The following is a 17193-nucleotide window of genomic DNA, read 5'->3' as shown; positions in this document are numbered from 1 at the left end:
GCGACGCCGCCTGCACGGGGTCGGTCCCGCCACTTGAGCGACCGCTGGCTCGCCGTGGCCTTCATCTCCCCCGCGTTGCTGCTGTTGCTCGCAATGTCGGTGTTCCCGTTGCTGTGGGCGTTGTACCTGTCTTTCACCGACTACTCGGCCACCCGCGGGGGGTCGGCCCATTTCGTCTGGTTCGAGAACTACACCGCCATCCTGACTTCGGCGCAGGTCCATCTGAGGGCCTTGACGACGTTGATCTACGTGGTCGGCGCGGTCACCCTGCAGACCGTGCTCGGTTTCGCCATCGCCTACCTGATCTCACGGCGCACGCACGGGCGAGGACTGCTGACCACTCTGTTCCTGGTTCCGATGATGCTGTCACCGGTCGTGGTCGGGCTGTTCTGGCGTTTCATGCTCGACGCGCAATTCGGCGTGATCAACAGCATGCTCGGTTCGCTCGGCCTGGGGCAGGTGGAGTGGCTCACCCGGCAGCAAACGGCATTGATTTCCCTGATCGTGGTCGACACCTGGCAATGGACGCCGTTCATCATGCTCATCGCACTTGCGGGCCTCACCGCGGTCCCCAAGTACTTGTACGAGGCCGCCGCGATCGACCGGGCGTCCGAGTGGTTCCGGTTCCGCACCATCACTCTTCCACTGGTGTGGCCGCTGCTCCTCATTGCTGTGTTGTTCAGGGCCATCGAGGCCTTCCGGCTGTTCGACCTCGTCTACATCCTCACCAGCGGAGGTCCGGGGGTCTCCACCGAGACGTTGTCGTTCCACGTCTACAAGGTCGCGTTCCTGGGCTTCAACACCGGAACCGCCTCAGCGTACGGGATCCTCATGGTCCTCGTCGTCATCGTCCTCACGCAGCTCTACCTGCGTTACCTGAACAAGCTCAAGGAGGACTGATGGGCGTCTCCGTCAACGAGGCCGTGTCCACAGGTCCTGCCCGGGATCACACGCCCCCCGCGCGTCGCTTCAGCGGCCGGGGCCGCTCCATGCTGGAGATCGCGCTGCTGGCCGTGCTGGCCGTCGTGATGCTCTTTCCGGTGCTGTGGATGATCGAGACGTCCATGAAGGAGAACCGGGACGTCTACGCCATCCCGGCCAAGTTCTTCGGCTTCACGGTCACTATGGACCATTTCAAGGACGTATTCTTCGCCTCCGGCGGCGGTCGCTCGGCCTTGTCCGTCGCGTTCCTCAACTCCATCGTGGTCGCCGGGGTCTCCACGGTGCTGGCCACCGCGCTGGGGGTACCGGCGGCCTGGGCCTACTCACGCTTCGCCGTGAAGGCCAAGAAGGACCAACTGTTCTTCATCCTGTCCACCCGCTTCATGCCGCCCGTGGTGGTCGTGATCCCAATCTTCCTCATGTACCGCCAAGTCGGACTCATCGACAGCAAGCTCGGCCTGATCCTCATCTACACCGCGTTCAACGTCCCGTTCACGATTTGGATGATGAAGGGGTTCGTCGACGAGGTGCCCGGAGAGTACGAGGATGCCGCCATGCTCGACGGCTACACCCGCCTGCAGGCGTTCTGGCGATTTACCCTTCCCCTGCTCCTGCCCGGCATCGCCGCGACGGCGGTGTTCGCACTCATCTTCTCGTGGAACGAGTTCGTGTTCGCCATCTTCCTTACCTCCAGCGACACCGTGCGTACGGCCCCACCCGCCATCGCCGGCCTCATCGGTGGAACCACTGTGGACTGGGGCCTCGTGGCCGCCGCATCCGTAGTGTTCGCCCTGCCGGTGCTCGTCTTCGCCTACCTGGTACGCAAGCACCTCGTCGCCGGTGTGACGCTCGGGGCGGTGCGACGCTGATGGCGGGCATCGAGGTGACCGCCCTGCACAAGCGTTACCCGGACGGGACGGTCGCGGTTGATCACGTGGACCTGTCCATCAGCGACGGCGAGCTGTTCGTGATGCTCGGCCCTTCGGGCTGCGGCAAGACGACCACGTTGCGGGCCATGGCCGGCCTGGAGAGGCAGACGACGGGCGACATCCGCATCGGCGACACGCTGGTCAACGACCTGTCGCCCGCCGAGCGCGACATCGCCATGGTGTTCCAGTTCTACGCTCTCTACCCGCATCTGAGAACCCGCGACAACCTGGCGTTCCCACTGCGGGCCGAGGGACTGCCCAAGGCGGAGGTGCGCGAGCGGGTCGACGAGGCCGCTCGGCTGATGCGGCTCGGTCCGCTCCTGGACCGGCGACCGCACCGGCTGTCCGGCGGGGAGCAGCAGCGCGTCGCGCTTGCTCGCGCCCTGGTGCGACGACCGCGCGCATTCCTCATGGACGAACCTCTCACCAATCTGGACGCGGAGCTGAGGGCGGACATGCGCACGGAGATCAAGCACCTGCAGGGGGAGCTGGGGACGACGATGGTCTACGTCACCCATGACCAAGTCGAGGCGATGTCGCTCGGTCACAGAATCGCCATCCTCAACAAGGGCCGCGTCGAGCAGATCGGCACGCCGCTGGAAGTCTACGACCGTCCGGCGAGTCTTTTCTGCGCCGCGTTCATCGGCTCCCCGCCGATGAACCTGATTGAGGTGGAGGTGGCCGACGGAAAGCTGCGCAGTAAGAGCGGACCGGTCCTCACGCCACCGCCAGGCCTGCCGCGCGACCGTTCCCTGATCGCAGGCGTCCGGCCAGAGGCTCTGGAAGTCACAGAACCAGGGGCGGAACGTTCGGTCCCGGCCCGCGTGGTCTCGGCGGAGTGGCTAGGCGACGAAATCATCTACGTGGTTGACCACGGCGGCCAGCGCGACGTACGGGTTCGGATGCCACCGACTGTCCGTTTCGCTGCTGACGCACCGGTTGGGCTGCGGCACACCGGCGGCCCCCCGCCGGTCTACGACGTGAGCACGGAAGAGCTGGTGGCCTGATGGGAACCGTGGCAGTGCGAGGGCTGCGCAAGTCCTTCGGTAAAGTCCAGGCCCTGGACGGGGTGACGCTGGACGTGGCGGACGGCTCGTTCTTCGTCGTGCTCGGACCCTCCGGGGCAGGCAAGACGACGACCCTGCGAGCGATCGCCGGCCTTGAGAAGCTTGACGCCGGGTCGGTGCATCTGGACGGGAGGGACGCGACCGGTGACGCCCCGGCCGCACGCGACCTGGCCATGGTCTTCCAGAGCTACGCTCTCTACCCGCGACTCACGGCGTACGAGAACATCGCTTCGCCGCTGAGGGCACGCCGCTGTTCTTCGAGCGAGATCGCCGCTGCCGTCGAGCGGATGTCGAGCCTGCTGCACATCGAACGTCTGCTGCAGCGTCGTCCCGCGCAGTTGTCAGGCGGTGAGATGCAGCGTGTCGCCCTGGCCCGGGCGCTGGTCCGTCGCCCGCGCGCGTTTCTTATGGACGAGCCGCTGACGAACCTCGACCTCAAGCTCCGCGTCGAGATGCGCACCGAGCTCACCCGCATCCATCGGAGCCTCGGGGCGACTTTCGTCTACGTGACCAACGACCAGGTCGAGGCCCTGTCCATGGCCGACCAGGTCGCGGTCCTCAAGGAGGGGAAAGTGCAACAGGTCGGAACGCCGACCGAGGTGTACGAGCGTCCAGCCAACCAATGGGTCGCAGGCTTCGTCGGGAGCCCGCCGATCAGCCTGCTCGCCTGCCACGCCGAGGAAGATCGTCTGGTCGGGGCGGAAGGCTGGACGCTGCCGCGGCCCCGCTGGACCACGGCTGAGGACGGTCGTCCGCTGGTGCTGGGCCTGCGCGCGGAGGACCTGTCCATCGAGCAGCGTGGGGACGCGTCGTTGCCGGGTGAGCTCTACGGCCTTGAGCCGCTCGGTGACCGAACGGTGGTCGACGTCCGAGTGGGGACGGAGATCCTCAAGGTCAAGGCACGACCCACCGTCACCGGTACACCGGGCGAGCGGCTGCATATCACGGTCGACCTGGACCGTGCGCACCTGTTCGATGCGGGCACCGGGCTGGCGTTGTCCGAGGCCGGGAGGTAACCGCGCAGGGCGGCGACGTGAACATGCGCCCGCACATGGCAATCGAGCCTCGGCGGACCGTCACCGGTGAGCACGGCCTGACGACGCTGAAGCAGCCATGGCCCGATAAGGCGATCGGTGGCGCGGGGCGTCGCCCTGCAGCCAGGGCCACGTTCGACCCGCTCGGCAACCTCGACCTCGACGAGGTCCCGTTCGTCACCGCGCGTGGCGCGATCGCCGAGGTCACGCTGGACATCACCAAGAACATCACAGGAGGCGACGCAATGAGCGACCCGATGAACGTCCTGGCCCCTGAGCACCGGCGGCTCCGGATTGGCGACGCCTGGCGCGACGCCGCCAGCGGAGCCACCTTTGTCGTCGAGGATCCGGCCACCGGCACGACCATCGCCGAGGTGGCGGACGCCGGCGTCGTTGACGGGCTCGCCGCTCTGGACGTGGCGAGCAAGGCAATGGCGGAGTGGGCGGCGACCCCGCCGCGAAAACGGTCAGAGTTGTTGACCGCGACGTACCGGGCGCTGACCGAGCGATCCGAGGAGGTCGCCCGGCTGATAACGCTCGAGATGGGCAAGCCGCTCGCCGAGGCTCGGGCAGAGGTGGCCTACGGCGCCGAGTTCTTCCGTTGGTTCGCCGAGGAGGCGGTGCGCGTTGAGGGTCGCTACAACATCGCTCCCGCTGGTGGATATCGCATCCTCACCGTGCCGAAGCCGGTCGGACCGTGTGTCTTCGTGACGCCCTGGAACTTTCCGTTGGCCATGGGTGCCCGCAAGATCGCTCCTGCGCTGGCGGCGGGCTGCACGACGATCACCAAGCCGGCAGGCCAGACGCCACTCACCATGCTGTTCCTGGCCCGCATCATGGAGGAGGTCGGCGTTCCCCCGGGCGTCGTCAACGTCGTGACAACCAAGCGTTCCGGCGAGGTGGTCTCAGCACTGCTAGCCGACCGTCGGACCCGCAAGCTTTCGTTCACCGGGTCGACCGAGGTCGGGCGCGTGCTGCTACGACAGGCGGCGGACAACGTGCTGCGTACTTCCATGGAACTTGGCGGCAACGCGGCCTTGATCGTGTGTGCCGACGCCGACCTGGACGTCGCGCTCGACGGCGCCATGGTGGCCAAGATGCGCAACATCGGGGAGTCCTGCATCGCGGCCAACCGAATCTACGTCGAGGAGCCGGTGCGTGAGGAGTTCACGGCGCGCTTCGCCGAGCGGATGGGCGCGCTCTCGGTGGGCCATGGTCTCGACGACGGCGTGGATGTCGGGGCGTTGATCGACGAGGCCTCGGTCACCAAGATCGACGAGCTCGTCGCCGACGCGGTCGATCGCGGCGCCCGTGTCTTGGTGGGCGGTGAGCGTCCGGATGGGCCGGGCCACTTCTACCCGCCTACGGTCCTCGTCGACGTGCCCGAAGACGCGCGGATGCTGGAGGCGGAGATTTTCGGCCCGGTGGCGCCGATCATCTCGTTCACGTCCGACGACGAGGTAATGGCGAAGGCCAACGACACCGAGCACGGCCTGGTCGGATACGTCTTCACCCGTGACCTCCATCGGGCGCTCCGGTTCGCCGAGGGGCTGGAGACGGGGATGGTCGGCATCAACCGTGGTCTGATCTCGGACCCGTCAGCTCCGTTCGGAGGCGTGAAGCAGTCCGGGATCGGCAGGGAGGGGTCGCACGAGGGCATCCTTGAGTACCTCGACGTCACCTACGCGGCGATCGACCTACCGTGACCGGCCTGCTGCTCCGGGTTCCCGCCGAGGGTCACCGCGCCCTGTCCACACATGATTTGACCGGCTCCACCCGTAGGGCGGGACCCGGGCCATGGTCGGCACGAATCCACTTTATCGCGATGGACCCGAGGGCGCCCGGGCACGACCGAGCCTGGGAGTCCGGCGCGCGCCTGCGCCACCCGGCAGCCAACCTTGGCGACGCCGTCCCGGTCTCGCAGGTGACCTGGACGTCCGCCCAGCAAATCACCGTCGACGTTCCAGAGAGGCACTGACATGCTTGAGACCGTCCGCGGACCACGCCAGCTGATAGTGGGCGAAGGGGTCGCGCAGAACATCCCACGAGTGGTGGCCGAGTGTGGCTCGCGGATCCTCATTGTGACCGACCGGGTTCTTGTGGGGCAGCCGGGCGTGGCCGAGATCGTGGCCGCCGTGCGGGAGAAGGTCGCAGTCGTCGGGGTGTTTGCCGAAGCGACTCCGGACGTACCACTCGCCGATGTCGCCCTGGCCGTCTCGGTCGCCGCGGAGGTGGACGCCGACGTAATCCTCGCCATCGGGGGTGGCACGGTGATCGACCTCGCCAAAATCGTCGGCGTCATCCGGCGCCACGGTGGGACGCCGCGCGACTTCTACGGCGAGTCGAAGGTGCCGGGACCGACGATTCCTCTCGTCGCGGTCCCGACGACGTCAGGCACCGGCTCCGAGCTCACGCCCGTCTCGGTGTTGACCGACCCGGACCGCGAGCTGAAGGTGGGGGTCTCCAGCGTCCACATCGTGCCCGACTTCGCCATCGTCGACCCCGAGCTCACCTACACCTGCCCTGCAGCCGTCACTGCCCACTCCGGCATCGACGCGTTTTGTCACGCGGTGGAGAGCTACACCGCGCGACCCCGGGCTCACGGACCGCGCGACCCGGTGGAGCAGGTTTTCCTCGGCCGCAACCCGATCACCGATTACTACGCGCTCCTGGCCGCGAAGCGAATCGCCCGCAGCTTGCCCCATGCCGTCAGGGACGGAGGCGACAAGGACGCGCGCGCGGACATGTCCTATGGGTCCATGCTAGCCGGGCTCGCATTTTCCCACGCGGGCACCGCGGCTCCGCACGCCCTCCAGTACCCCATCGGCGCCGCCACCCACACGCCGCACGGCCTGGGCGTCGGGCTGCTGCTGCCCTACGCGCTGGATGCGGCCAGGGATGCCATCGGCGACCGGCTGGCCATCCTCGCCGGGGTGTGCGGGCTCGACGTGACCGACGCCTCGGACGCCGAGGCCGCAGATGCGTTCCTCACCTGGCTCGACGGCCTCCTTGCCGACATCGGCATCCCTGCCACCTTGGCGGACATCGGCGTGGCACGTGCCGACCTCCCACGCTTCGCGGAGATGGCCAGTAGCGTCACCCGCTTGATCCAGAACCATCCAGGCCCGACCGACACCGCCAGCCTGACCGCGATCCTCGAAGCGGCCTGGATCGGGGACCGGACCCGACACGTCCTGACTCCGGAGCAGAGATAGTGACGGGCCTTTCACATGACGAGTTCCCTGCCCCACCCTGGGTATCGGAATCGTCGGCTGCGTCTGAATGGGAGCCGCCCATTTCCAGGCCTGGCGCACGGCTGCGCGCCCACCAGGCCGGCCACGGCCACAACAGCCACAACCCCACCTCGCTCCACGCGGTGACATAACGTCATCATTCCGCTGCGGATAGATCAACGCGAGTGAACGACCGAATCGTGATCGCATCTGCCCCGGAGGCGAGGACGCCGGTGGAGGTCGGCATCAACAGCGGCCGGGACCCGTCCTGTCAATCTGGTCACGGGATAGCCGGGTTATGGTTGAGGCCGCCGACCGATCCGGCGCATCCGATCCGGCACGAGTCCCCCTGGAGCGCGTCCCCCATGAGCAACGTGGAATCCGTACCGGCCGAGGTGCGCTGCCGGGCCGGCACCCCCGCGGGCGAAGACGGCGTCGAGGTCCTGACACCGCGGCGGGTCCCCCTGGGCGGGCCCCGGGCGATGAACGTCCACCGGACCCTGCCGCAGCGGCGCCGATCACTGATCGGGGCGTGGTGCTTCGCCGACCATTACGGCCCGGACGACGTGGTCCGCACGGGCGGCATGGACGTGCCACCCCATCCGCACACCGGTCTGCAGACGGTCAGCTGGCTGTTCGCCGGGGAGATCGAGCATCGCGACAGCCTGGGCGTGCACGCCCGGGTACGGCCGGGCGAGCTGAACCTGATGACCGCGGGTCACGGGATCGCCCATTCCGAGGTCTCCCTTCCCTCGGTCACGACCCTGCACGGTGTCCAGCTGTGGGTGGCGCTGCCGGACGCCGCACGGGACGCGGCACGGGATTTCCGGCACTACGTTCCCGACCCCGTCCAGGCGGACGGGTACCTGATGCGGGTCTTCCTCGGATCGCTGGCCGGGCAGGCGTCCCCCGTTGCGACCTTCACGCCCTTGCTGGGGGCCGAGCTCACCCTCCGGCCCGGAGGCCGGGCGGAGCTGGAGGTGGATCCTCGCTTCGAGCATGGGATCCTGGTCGACACCGGAACCGTGTGCGTCCGAGACACGGAGCTGGCCCACCGCGATCTGGGCTATCTGGCGGCGGGGGCGTCGACTCTCGTGCTGCACAACACCGGTGATCGGCCGGCCCGGCTGCTCCTGCTGGGCGGCGAGCCGTTCGCCGAGGAGATCGTGATGTGGTGGAACTTCGTGGGGCGCGACCACGAGGAGATCGTCGAGTTCCGGCAAGCGTGGGAGGAAGGCTCCGACCGGTTCGGCGAGGTGCGCGGGTACGCCGGGCGGACATCTCGTCTGCCCGCACCCGTCCTGCCGAACGCCCGGCTCCAGCCGCGCCGGCACTCCCGCGGCTGATGGCGCAATTCACCGTGGCCATCGCCCCGATCGGCGGCGGCCTCGGGTCCTGCCACACCGCGGGCCGCCCGGCGCGCGGGACGGTCTCACGGCCATGACGGATTCGCCGGCCACGGGGCCGCATGCGTGAGCGGCACACCGATGTCCGAGGCCTCAGCCATGTAAGCCGTTTTGCCGGATCGGCAATAGAAGTTGCCATCGAGGCGGCTGGGATGCATGGTTCCAGTGAGGTGTCCGGCCACGGAGGGGAGAAGAACCGTCATGTCGGTGGAATTCGACGAGGCGTACTGGGAGGAGCGTTACCGCAGCCACACGGCCGTCCACGAGAGACCGCCCAACCCGCAGCTGGTGGCGGAGGCCGGAGATCTGCGGCCGGGCAGGGCACTCGACGCGGGCTGCGGTGAGGGGGCCGAGGCGATCTGGCTCGCCGCACGCGGCTGGCACGTGACGGCGGCGGACATCGCCTCCACCGCGCTGCGCCGTGCCCGGGAGCAGGCCGAAGCCCTCGGTGACGACGTCATGAACCGGATCGGCATGAACCGGATCGACTGGGTCCAGGCCGATCTGACCGCCTGGACGCGCGGCCACGAGATCACCCTTCACGATGCCGTCCTGCGGGCACGCAGGCGTCCCTGACCGAGAGTGGAAGGCGGGCCGGGAGGGCGACGCCCGATAGTGTTCCGCCCATGATCCAAGGCGACGGGGCCGGAGCGAGCGCCCGGACCGCTGCGGAACTCGAGGTGTTCCTGGCCGGTGGTCACGCGGGGTCGTCTCGCGTGACCCTGCGCCCGCTCACCCGCAGAGACCAGGGCGAATTCCTCGACCTGGTCCGCGCCAGTGCCGACCTGCACCATCCGTGGATGTCGCTGCCCGCCACACCGGAGGAGTTCCGGTCCTACATCGACAGGTTCGACCACGTGACCGGCCAGGGCCTGCTGATCTGTGTACGGGAGAACGGGACGATAGCGGGCACCGTCAACATCAATTCCATCATTCGGGGGCGTCTGCAGTCCGCTTCCCTCGGGTACGCCGCCTTCGCTCCCTCGGCGGGCCGCGGGTACATGTCCGAAGGTCTCGCGCTGGTGCTGCGGTACGCGTTCCAGCGGCTGCGGCTACACCGGCTGGAAGCGCAGATCCAGCCGGACAATCACGCCTCCATCAAGATGGTCCGGCGCCTCGGATTCCGTTACGAGGGCTACTCGCCGGAGTTGTTGTTCATCGACGGTGCCTGGTGCGACCACGAACGATGGGCCATCACCGCGAACATGGCCGGCGACGGCCTCTGGGACCCTCACCCCACCCTGCCTCACCGCTGATCCCACCGTCACCATGCTCGGAGAGTGCTCTTTTGCCGCGCCGGCGCCCCCTCTCATAGGGTGGCTGATGTCGCATGTCGCCACGGAGGGACGCCTTTCCATGCACCGCAGCCGCACCGCCCGGATGGTGCCGACGCCTGCGGTGCCGAGGCTCTCCATGCCGGCATCGGTGCTCGTACTGCTCGTCTTCGCTTCCTTCGCCTGCGGGCTGATCTCCATGGTGAGCGTCACCGCCTGGCCCGGCGGGCAGGTCGCGCCGCCCGTTGCCGTGACCGCCCAGAAATCGCCTGACGCGGCCGGCCTCCTCGTGGCGCACGCCACAGCGGACGACGCCGTCGATCACAGTCCGGGCCGTGGCTGCTCGAACAAGCCGAGCGCGACCGAGGGATCACCGTCGCTGCGGACCGACTCGTACGGGACCGGATTCCTGAACATCGCCAGGCCGCAGGCCACCGGCCGGCTTCCGGCGGACAGGCATGGGACCGGGTGCGCCGGACCGGCTTCTCGAGCCCCCGCGCCGATCTTCCTGTCCGTCCTGCGAATCTAGACATGTCCGTGCCGGGTGAGGCGCTCACGGCGGGGCGTCCGGCACCGGTCGCGCCGCGGATCCGGGACGGCGCCCGCCCGGAGGTCCGCCACCCGTCCGGCTAAGGGGGGACTGCCCGGCATGGCCGGCGCCACCCGCCGTACCGACGCCGTTCACCACCGGCCCCGGTCAGGAGTGAACGGCGACCGATCCACAGCTTTCCTCTCGTCTCATCAGGAGCATCCCGTGTCCAGCACCACTTCCGGCGGCGGCCGAACCCGCGGGACCGTCGCCGCCGTGCTCGTCCTCTTCGTCGTCGTGATCCTCGGCCTCGCCTCGCTCACCGCGACCCCCGGCGGTCCCTCGGGCGCGCCGGTCGCCACCCCTTCCACATCGGCCACCGACGGTGCTCAGGCGCAGATGCCGCCGGAGCTGGAAAGCGCGTTGCTCGCCTTGGCCCGGCGTGACGCCGACGACGGCAGCGCCGCGGGACGTGCGGACGCGCCCGTCGTCATGATCGAGTACGCCGACTTCCAGTGCGCGTACTGCGGAAAGTTCGCCCGCGACATCCACCCGCAGTTGATGAAGTACGTGCAGGACGGCACCCTGCGCATCGAATGGCGCAGCTTCCCGATCTTCGGTGAGGAATCGACGGCCGCCGCCCGTGCCGGATACGCCGCCGCCCAGCAGGGCAGGTTCTGGGAGTTCTACGGCATCGCCTTCGCGAAGGAGCGCAAGCCCAACAGCGGCGACTTCGCCCCCGGCGAGCTGGAGAAGATGGCCCGCGAGGCGGGCGTGCCCGATCTCGACCGTTTCCGCGCCGACATGGAGAGCGAGGCGGCCAAGGACTCCATCGACCGCGACAGCCAGGAGGGATACGCTCTCGGGGTGACCAGCACCCCCGCGTTCCTGGTCAACACGCAGCCCATCTTGGGCACGCAGCCGCTGGAGGTCTTCGAGGCCGCCATCGAGCAGGCCAGAGCGACCGCCGGTAAGCCCGCGGTGACGTCGTCGCCGGAGGCCGCAGGGACATGACCGACGTCGGGTATCTCGCGGCCTTCCTCGGCGGGCTGCTCGCGCTGCTCAGCCCGTGCAGCGCCCTCCTGCTGCCCGCCTTCTTCGCCTACGCCTTCGGCACCCCGGCGCGGCTGCTCGGCCGTACGCTGCTCTTCTATGCCGGGTTGTGCACCACCCTGGTGCCCCTCGGCGCGGCCGGGTCGCTGGCCGGGCGGCTGTTCTACGGCCATCGCGACCTGCTCGTGGCCGTCGGCGGCTGGACGGTCATCGCCCTGGGCGTCGCCCAGGTGCTGGGGCTCGGCTTCGCCTCGCGCCGCATGCAGGAGAAGGCGGCCGGCATCCGGCCGGGCTCGGCGGGGTCTGTCTACGTGCTCGGCACGGTGTACGGCCTGGCCGGGTTCTGCGCCGGGCCGGTCCTCGGCAGCGTGCTGGCCGTGTCCGCGATCGGCGGCGACCCGGTGTACGGCGGCGCTCTGCTGGCCGTCTACGCACTCGGGATGGCCTTCCCGATGTTCCTGCTCGCGTTGATGTGGGACCGGTTCGACCTGGGAGGCAGGCGCTGGCTCCGGGGTCGGGGCTTCCGCCTGGGGCGGCTGCACCTGCACACCAACTCGCTGCTGTCCGGGGTGTTCTTCATCGTCCTCGGAGTGCTGTTCCTGCTCTTCGACGGGGCCTCGGCGCTTCCCGGGCTCCTGGGGGTGGACGCCGAGTACGCCGCCGAGCAGTGGGTGAGCCGGATCTCCTCCGGCGTCTCCGACGCGGCGGTCCTCCTGCTCGCCGCCGCCGTCATCGGCGCGGTGATCCTGGTGATCCGCTTCCGCCGCTCCGCCCCCTCATCGGGCGGGACGGACGAGGTGACAGAGCCGGGCGAGAAATCCTCACGGTGAGTCTCCTCCCCCGGCCGGCCGACCCGCGCCGGTCCTCAGCCCCGGCTGACGCGGGGACCTGTCGTTATCCCCGTCGGAGGGCCGCGGAGAGGCTCGTCAACGCGGACTGGACGCGGCGGGCTCACCGCTCGGCCGGAAGCGCCCAGCGTTCGGTGAAGAGCCGGTCGCTGGGCGGGTCGCCGGGCAGCGGCCGGGTGTGGACGGCGCGCAGACCGTCCAGGGCGATGGCGACGATGCGTTCCCGTGCTTGCACAGCGGCTTCGATCAGCTCCTCGTGCCCCTGCTTGCGCATCTGGTCGAGCACGGGCGACCTGCCGAGCTGCTCGATCAGCAGCGAGATGTCGACGGGGGTGACATCCGGGCGGAGCGTGCCGGCCGCCTGCGCGCGGTCCACAAGCGCGGCCAGGAGTTCGTCGGAGCGGTCGTTCTTGGCCTGCATCCGCTCGGTCACCTCGATCGTCCCGGCGATCGGGGCGAGCGAGCCCTGACCGAACTCGATGCAGGCGGTGATGAAGCCCGCCAGCCCTTCCCATGGGTCTTCTGCGGCCAGTCCACGCTCGGCCGCTTCGTTCCAGCTGTCGAGGGACAGCTCGGCCAGCCGCTGGAAGAGCTCCTCCTTGGTGCGGTACCGGCGGTAGAGGCTGCCGATGCCGACTCCGGCACGGGCGGCGATCGCCGCCACCGAGGCGTGGGCGCCGTCGGCGGCGAGCACCTCCCGCGCGGCCCGCAGGAGCGCCCGGTCGTTGCGTTCCGCCTCGGCCTGACGGGGTGCGCGGCGCGGCTGGGTCACGACGTGGATCCTATCCCGATTGCGGAGCTGATCGCTCCGTTATAGGGTGCCCAAAAACGGAGTAATTCACTCCGATTGGAAGGGGGCGACCATGCGCGCTGTGGTGATGGAGCGGTTCGGGGGGCCGGAGGTGCTGCGGGTCCGGGAGGTCGAAGATCCGGAGCCGGGGCCGGGCCAGGTGCTGGTGGCGGTCGAGTACGCCGGTATCACGTTCGTCGAGACACAGGTCAGGGCCGGGAGCGGCCCCTGGGGGCGGCCGCCGCTGCCGCGGATTCCCGGCAACGGCGTGGGCGGGCGCGTCGTCGCCGTCGGCTCGGGCGTTGACCCCGGGCTCGCCGGTGCGACGGTGGTGAGCACGACCGGCGGCACCGGGGGCTACGCCGAGCTCGCCGTGGCAGACGCCCGGGAGGCCATCGCGCTCCCGGCGGGCCTCTCGTTGCGTGACGCGGTGGCGCTGCTGGCCGATGGCCGTACGGCGGTCCTGCAGCACCGGCGGGCGCGGATCGAGCCCGGCGAGTGGGTGCTCGTCGAGGCGGCGGCCGGCGGGGTGGGCAGCCTGCTGGTCCAGCTGGCCACCGCGTCCGGCGCTGAGGTGATCGGCGCGGCACGCGGCCCCGACAAGGGCGAACTGGTCGCCTCGCTGGGCGCCGCGGCCTACGTCGACTACTCCCTTCCCGGCTGGGAACGCACGGTGGCCGAGACGACCGGAGGCGAGGGCGTCGATCTAGTGTTCGACGGCGTCGGCGGGCGGATCGGCGCTCAGGGCCTGGCGGCCTTACGCACCGGGGGGCGGGCCGTGATCTACGGCATGGCCTCCGGCTCGTGGACCGAACCCGATGACCGGGTGCGCGTCGTCCCCGGTACGGCACTCGGCGCCGCGGAGATCCGGGCCGCGGCGCAGGAGGCCCTGGGCCATGCGGTGGCCGGCCGGTTGCGCCCGGTCATCGGCCAGACTTATCCGTTGGCCAGGGCCGCTGACGCGCACCGCGCGATCGAGGCCCGCGCCACCACCGGTAAGACCCTTCTCATCCCGTGACCGTCCGGGCCGTGGTGGTGCCGGCCAGGGGTGGTCGCCCTGCTCTACACCCTGTCCAGCCTCGGCACCGGGCCGCGGGAGGCGTTGCACGACGGGAAGACGATCGCGCTCACTGTCGCCGTCCGGGCGGGCACCGTGCTGCCGCCCGGCGGCAAAACGACATGAAGACGCCGCGGGTAGGCCGGTGTGGTCGCGTAATCTTCGGTCCGGGCCGATGTCACCGCCCGCAGCAGCGGCAACGTAGGATTTCGGGCGATCAAGGTAACTCGCCCCCTGGAGTTTCGGCTTGCCCGCTTTCTCTCGTGAACGGCTCCGCACCGTGGTGGACGCTCCGGCGTTCCAACGTACCGTCATCGCCGTCATCACGCTGAACGGGATCACCCTCGGGTTGGAGTCCTCGGCCGACCCGGCGGGCCGATACTCGACGGCCTTCTTCCTGATCGACCATGCCATCACAGCGATCTTCGTGGTGGAGATGATCCTGCGGATCTCCGCGAAGGGGAAGGCGTTCTTCCGCGACCCGTGGAGCTGGTTCGACCTGATCGTCGTCGGGGCGGCGCTCATACCGGCCTCGCAGTCGATGTCGATCCTGCGGCTGTTCCGGTTCCTGCGCGTCCTGCGGCTGGTCTCCGTGGTCCCCAACATGCGCCGCGTGGTCTCGGCGCTGTTCACCGCGATTCCGGGGCTGGCCTCCATCCTGGTCCTGCTGCTGCTGTTGCTGTACGTCGCCGCCGTCATCGGCGAACGGCTCTTCCGCGAGGCGGCGCCGCAGCACTTCGGGAACCTCGGCAGGTCGCTGTTCACGGTGCTCACCGTGGAGAACTGGCCGCAGGTCGCCGAGGACGTGATGGCCACCGAGCCGCTGGCCTGGATCTTCTTCGCCGGCTTCATCGTGGTCTCGGCGTTCTTCGTACTCAACCTGCTCATCGGCGTGATCGTCTCCGCGATGGAGCAGGAGGTCAACGCCGTCCGATGGGAGGAGGACCAGGCTCTGGAGCTGGAGCAGCACATCGCGGTGATGAAGGAGATCCGGGCGCTCAACGAGAAGATCGACCGGCTGGCCGCGGTCCTGCCGGACCCCGCCGACCACGCGCGCAGGGAGTGACCGGCCGCCGCCGGCAGGCACGGCGCGGCGCGTCACCCCGATGGCGGGCGCGAGGACCCGATCCCGGCGAAGGCGTTCGAGTAAGGCGATCACACCCTTGCGCGTCATGCGGGGCCGGGTTACGTTGACGCCGTCCGACGCGGGAGCCCGGTGTGACCGGGCTGAGAGGACGGCTACCGATCAGCCGCCGACCGCCAGAACCTGCTCCGGGTAATGCCGGCGAAGGGAGTTGCGCAGATGAGCGACGCGCGTTTTTCCGAGCCCCGTCCTACCATGCCTCATCCTTCTTCCGGGCCCCGCTTCGCCAAGGTCCACGTGGGTGATCTCCGGGTGCCGATGCGCGAGGTCCTGCTGTCCAACGGCGAACGGGTACGGCTCTACGACACCTCCGGGCCGTACACCGACCCGGCCGTCACCACGGACCCCGGCCAGGGGCTGCCGAGGCTGCGCGAGGAGTGGATCCGCGAACGCGGCGACGTCGCCCCGGGCGGCACGGGCCGGGCGCTGCGCGCGACCGGCGCGCCGGTGACCCAGCTCGCCTACGCCCGGCGTGGCGTGATCACCCGGGAGATGGAGTTCGTCGCGGTCAGGGAGGGGGTGAGCCCCGAGTTCGTCCGGGAGAAGGTGGCCGCGGGACGGGCCATCATCCCGGCCAACGTCAATCATCCGGAGAGCGAACCGATGATCATCGGTCGTGACTTCCTCGTGAAGATCAACGCCAACATCGGCAACTCGGCGGTCACCTCCTCCGTCGAGGAGGAGGTGGAGAAGATGACCTGGGCCACCCGGTGGGGCGCCGACACGGTCATGGACCTGTCCACCGGCCGGGACATCCACACCACCCGCGAGTGGATCATCCGCAACTCCCCCGTGCCGATCGGGACCGTACCCGTCTACCAGGCGCTGGAGAAGGTGGGCGGGGTGGCCGCCGACCTGTCGTGGGAGGTGTACCGCGAGACCCTGATCGAGCAGTGCGAGCAGGGCGTCGACTACATGACGGTGCACGCCGGGGTCCGCCTGGCGTACGTGCCGCTGACCGTCCGCCGCAAGACCGGCATCGTCTCACGCGGCGGGTCGATCATGGCGGCGTGGTGCCTGGCACATCACCGGGAGAGCTTCCTGTACGAGCACTTCGCGGACATGTGCGAGATCCTCGCCGCCTACGACGTGGCGTTCTCCCTCGGCGACGGACTGCGGCCGGGCTCGATCGCCGACGCCAACGACGAGGCCCAGTTCGCCGAGCTGCGCACGCTGGGCGAACTGACCGGGATCGCCCGCGAGCACGGCGTGCAGGTGATGATCGAGGGTCCTGGACACGTGCCGATGCACAAGATCAAGCGGAATGTGGAGCTGCAGCGCGAGCTGTGCGACGACGCCCCGTTCTACACGCTCGGGCCGTTGGTCACCGACATCGCCCCCGGCTACGACCACATCACCTCCGGCATCGGCGCCGCCATGATCGGCTGGTACGGCACGGCCATGCTGTGCTACGTCACCCCCAAGGAGCACCTCGGCCTGCCCGACAGGGACGACGTGAAGACCGGTGTGATCACCTACAAGATCGCGGCGCACGCCGCCGACCTGGCCAAGGGGCATCCGCTTGCCCAGGAGTGGGACGACGCGCTGTCGGAGGCGAGGTTCGAGTTCCGCTGGGAGGACCAGTTCGACCTGTCGCTCGACCCCGGCACCGCCCGGTCGTTCCACGACGAGACGCTCCCGGCGGCGCCCGCCAAGACCGCGCACTTCTGCTCCATGTGCGGCCCGAAGTTCTGCTCCATGAAGATCAGCCATGACCTGCGGCGGTTCGCCGCCGAGCGGGGGCTGACGGAGTCGGAGGCGTTCACGGCGGGGATGTCAGAGAAATCCGCCCAGTTCCGCGACCAGGGCGGCGCCGTGTACGTCCCGATCGCCGATCTTCCCTGAACCGGCAGCCGTCGCCGTCGCCCGTCGTACGGAGCCGTACGA

The 17193-nt window shown here is 69.2% G+C and carries 17 protein-coding genes and 1 riboswitch; of the genes, 16 read left to right on the top strand and 1 reads right to left on the bottom strand.

Translation table 11 applies throughout. The annotated features are described in order from the left end of the window. The first annotated feature begins 33 nt into the window (after window positions 1–33). The 12 genes from ACQP1K_RS13500 (at window position 34) to ACQP1K_RS13445 (ending at window position 12297) form a co-directional block, all read left to right on the top strand. Complete coding sequence (locus ACQP1K_RS13500; RefSeq protein WP_433501233.1) at window positions 34–900, top strand: carbohydrate ABC transporter permease; 867 nt, start codon at window positions 34–36, stop codon at window positions 898–900. Continuing rightward, complete coding sequence (locus tag ACQP1K_RS13495) at window positions 900–1811, top strand: carbohydrate ABC transporter permease (protein ID WP_433501232.1); 912 nt, start codon at window positions 900–902, stop codon at window positions 1809–1811. Before ACQP1K_RS13500 ends, ACQP1K_RS13495 begins: the two co-directional genes overlap by 1 nt. Then, window positions 1811–2878: an ABC transporter ATP-binding protein gene (locus ACQP1K_RS13490; RefSeq protein WP_433501231.1), complete on the top strand. Its 1068-nt coding sequence runs from the start codon at window positions 1811–1813 to the stop codon at window positions 2876–2878. Before ACQP1K_RS13495 ends, ACQP1K_RS13490 begins: the two co-directional genes overlap by 1 nt. Next, window positions 2878–3954, top strand: coding sequence for an ABC transporter ATP-binding protein (locus ACQP1K_RS13485; protein ID WP_433501230.1), 1077 nt, complete (start codon window positions 2878–2880; stop codon window positions 3952–3954). Before ACQP1K_RS13490 ends, ACQP1K_RS13485 begins: the two co-directional genes overlap by 1 nt. A 263-nt stretch (window positions 3955–4217) precedes the next feature. Continuing rightward, the gene (locus ACQP1K_RS13480) at window positions 4218–5678 is read left to right on the top strand and encodes an NAD-dependent succinate-semialdehyde dehydrogenase (RefSeq protein WP_433501552.1); all 1461 of its coding nucleotides are present in this window, start codon (window positions 4218–4220) and stop codon (window positions 5676–5678) included. 273 nt (window positions 5679–5951) lie between these two features. Continuing rightward, entirely contained in the window at window positions 5952–7187 is a 1236-nt protein-coding gene (locus ACQP1K_RS13475) for an iron-containing alcohol dehydrogenase (RefSeq protein WP_433501229.1), read from the top strand. A 383-nt stretch (window positions 7188–7570) separates the two neighbouring features. Further along, window positions 7571–8551 carry a pirin family protein gene (locus ACQP1K_RS13470; protein ID WP_433501228.1) on the top strand — a complete coding sequence of 327 codons (981 nt, stop codon included), beginning with the start codon at window positions 7571–7573 and terminating at the stop codon, window positions 8549–8551. A 261-nt stretch (window positions 8552–8812) separates the two neighbouring features. Continuing rightward, window positions 8813–9187 (top strand): class I SAM-dependent methyltransferase, encoded by a 375-nt coding sequence (locus ACQP1K_RS13465; RefSeq protein ID WP_433501227.1) that lies wholly within the window; start codon window positions 8813–8815, stop codon window positions 9185–9187. A gap of 50 nt (window positions 9188–9237) precedes the next feature. Beyond that, complete coding sequence (locus tag ACQP1K_RS13460; protein ID WP_433501226.1) at window positions 9238–9867, top strand: GNAT family N-acetyltransferase; 630 nt, start codon at window positions 9238–9240, stop codon at window positions 9865–9867. A gap of 100 nt (window positions 9868–9967) precedes the next feature. Next, on the top strand, window positions 9968–10414 hold the full coding sequence (locus ACQP1K_RS13455) for a hypothetical protein (protein ID WP_433501225.1): 447 nt from the start codon (window positions 9968–9970) through the stop codon (window positions 10412–10414). A 225-nt stretch (window positions 10415–10639) separates the two neighbouring features. Next, complete coding sequence (locus ACQP1K_RS13450; RefSeq protein ID WP_433501224.1) at window positions 10640–11428, top strand: DsbA family protein; 789 nt, start codon at window positions 10640–10642, stop codon at window positions 11426–11428. Further along, entirely contained in the window at window positions 11425–12297 is an 873-nt protein-coding gene (locus ACQP1K_RS13445) for a cytochrome c biogenesis CcdA family protein (protein WP_433501223.1), read from the top strand. Before ACQP1K_RS13450 ends, ACQP1K_RS13445 begins: the two co-directional genes overlap by 4 nt. A 121-nt stretch (window positions 12298–12418) precedes the next feature. Here the strand turns inward: ACQP1K_RS13445 and ACQP1K_RS13440 are convergent, their stop codons facing one another. Beyond that, complete coding sequence (locus ACQP1K_RS13440; protein WP_433501222.1) at window positions 12419–13087, bottom strand: TetR/AcrR family transcriptional regulator; 669 nt, start codon at window positions 13085–13087, stop codon at window positions 12419–12421. Window positions 13088–13178: 91 nt separating this feature from the next. On the opposite strand from ACQP1K_RS13440, the gene ACQP1K_RS13435 reads away from it, so the two are divergent. The 4 genes from ACQP1K_RS13435 to thiC all read left to right on the top strand — a co-directional run bounded on the left by ACQP1K_RS13435 (window position 13179) and on the right by thiC (window position 17151). Continuing rightward, window positions 13179–14123 (top strand): zinc-binding dehydrogenase, encoded by a 945-nt coding sequence (locus tag ACQP1K_RS13435; protein ID WP_433501221.1) that lies wholly within the window; start codon window positions 13179–13181, stop codon window positions 14121–14123. A gap of 30 nt (window positions 14124–14153) precedes the next feature. Then, the gene (locus ACQP1K_RS13430; RefSeq protein ID WP_433501220.1) at window positions 14154–14288 is read left to right on the top strand and encodes a hypothetical protein; all 135 of its coding nucleotides are present in this window, start codon (window positions 14154–14156) and stop codon (window positions 14286–14288) included. A 121-nt stretch (window positions 14289–14409) separates the two neighbouring features. Further along, window positions 14410–15228, top strand: a complete 819-nt coding sequence (locus ACQP1K_RS13425) for an ion transporter (protein WP_433501219.1) — start codon at window positions 14410–14412, stop codon at window positions 15226–15228. Window positions 15229–15357: 129 nt separating this feature from the next. Further along, a riboswitch (TPP riboswitch) is annotated at window positions 15358–15473 on the top strand. 28 nt (window positions 15474–15501) lie between these two features. Further along, entirely contained in the window at window positions 15502–17151 is a 1650-nt protein-coding gene (gene thiC / locus ACQP1K_RS13420; protein WP_433501218.1) for a phosphomethylpyrimidine synthase ThiC, read from the top strand. Window positions 17152–17193 lie beyond the last annotated feature (42 nt).

Source organism: Sphaerimonospora sp. CA-214678 (genome assembly GCF_050942215.1).
GTDB lineage: Bacteria > Actinomycetota > Actinomycetes > Streptosporangiales > Streptosporangiaceae > Sphaerimonospora.
This window is presented reverse-complemented; position numbering and strand designations above follow the sequence as displayed.

Coding starts and splice junctions, on each gene's coding strand:
- ACQP1K_RS13455 (WP_433501225.1), top strand. CDS start 9,968: ATGCACCGCAGCCGCACCGCCCGGATGGTGCCGACGCCTGCGGTGCCG.
- ACQP1K_RS13470 (WP_433501228.1), top strand. CDS start 7,571: ATGAGCAACGTGGAATCCGTACCGGCCGAGGTGCGCTGCCGGGCCGGC.
- ACQP1K_RS13490 (WP_433501231.1), top strand. CDS start 1,811: ATGGCGGGCATCGAGGTGACCGCCCTGCACAAGCGTTACCCGGACGGG.
- ACQP1K_RS13465 (WP_433501227.1), top strand. CDS start 8,813: ATGTCGGTGGAATTCGACGAGGCGTACTGGGAGGAGCGTTACCGCAGC.
- ACQP1K_RS13495 (WP_433501232.1), top strand. CDS start 900: ATGGGCGTCTCCGTCAACGAGGCCGTGTCCACAGGTCCTGCCCGGGAT.
- ACQP1K_RS13485 (WP_433501230.1), top strand. CDS start 2,878: ATGGGAACCGTGGCAGTGCGAGGGCTGCGCAAGTCCTTCGGTAAAGTC.
- ACQP1K_RS13480 (WP_433501552.1), top strand. CDS start 4,218: ATGAGCGACCCGATGAACGTCCTGGCCCCTGAGCACCGGCGGCTCCGG.
- ACQP1K_RS13435 (WP_433501221.1), top strand. CDS start 13,179: ATGCGCGCTGTGGTGATGGAGCGGTTCGGGGGGCCGGAGGTGCTGCGG.
- ACQP1K_RS13475 (WP_433501229.1), top strand. CDS start 5,952: ATGCTTGAGACCGTCCGCGGACCACGCCAGCTGATAGTGGGCGAAGGG.
- thiC (WP_433501218.1), top strand. CDS start 15,502: ATGCCTCATCCTTCTTCCGGGCCCCGCTTCGCCAAGGTCCACGTGGGT.
- ACQP1K_RS13460 (WP_433501226.1), top strand. CDS start 9,238: ATGATCCAAGGCGACGGGGCCGGAGCGAGCGCCCGGACCGCTGCGGAA.
- ACQP1K_RS13445 (WP_433501223.1), top strand. CDS start 11,425: ATGACCGACGTCGGGTATCTCGCGGCCTTCCTCGGCGGGCTGCTCGCG.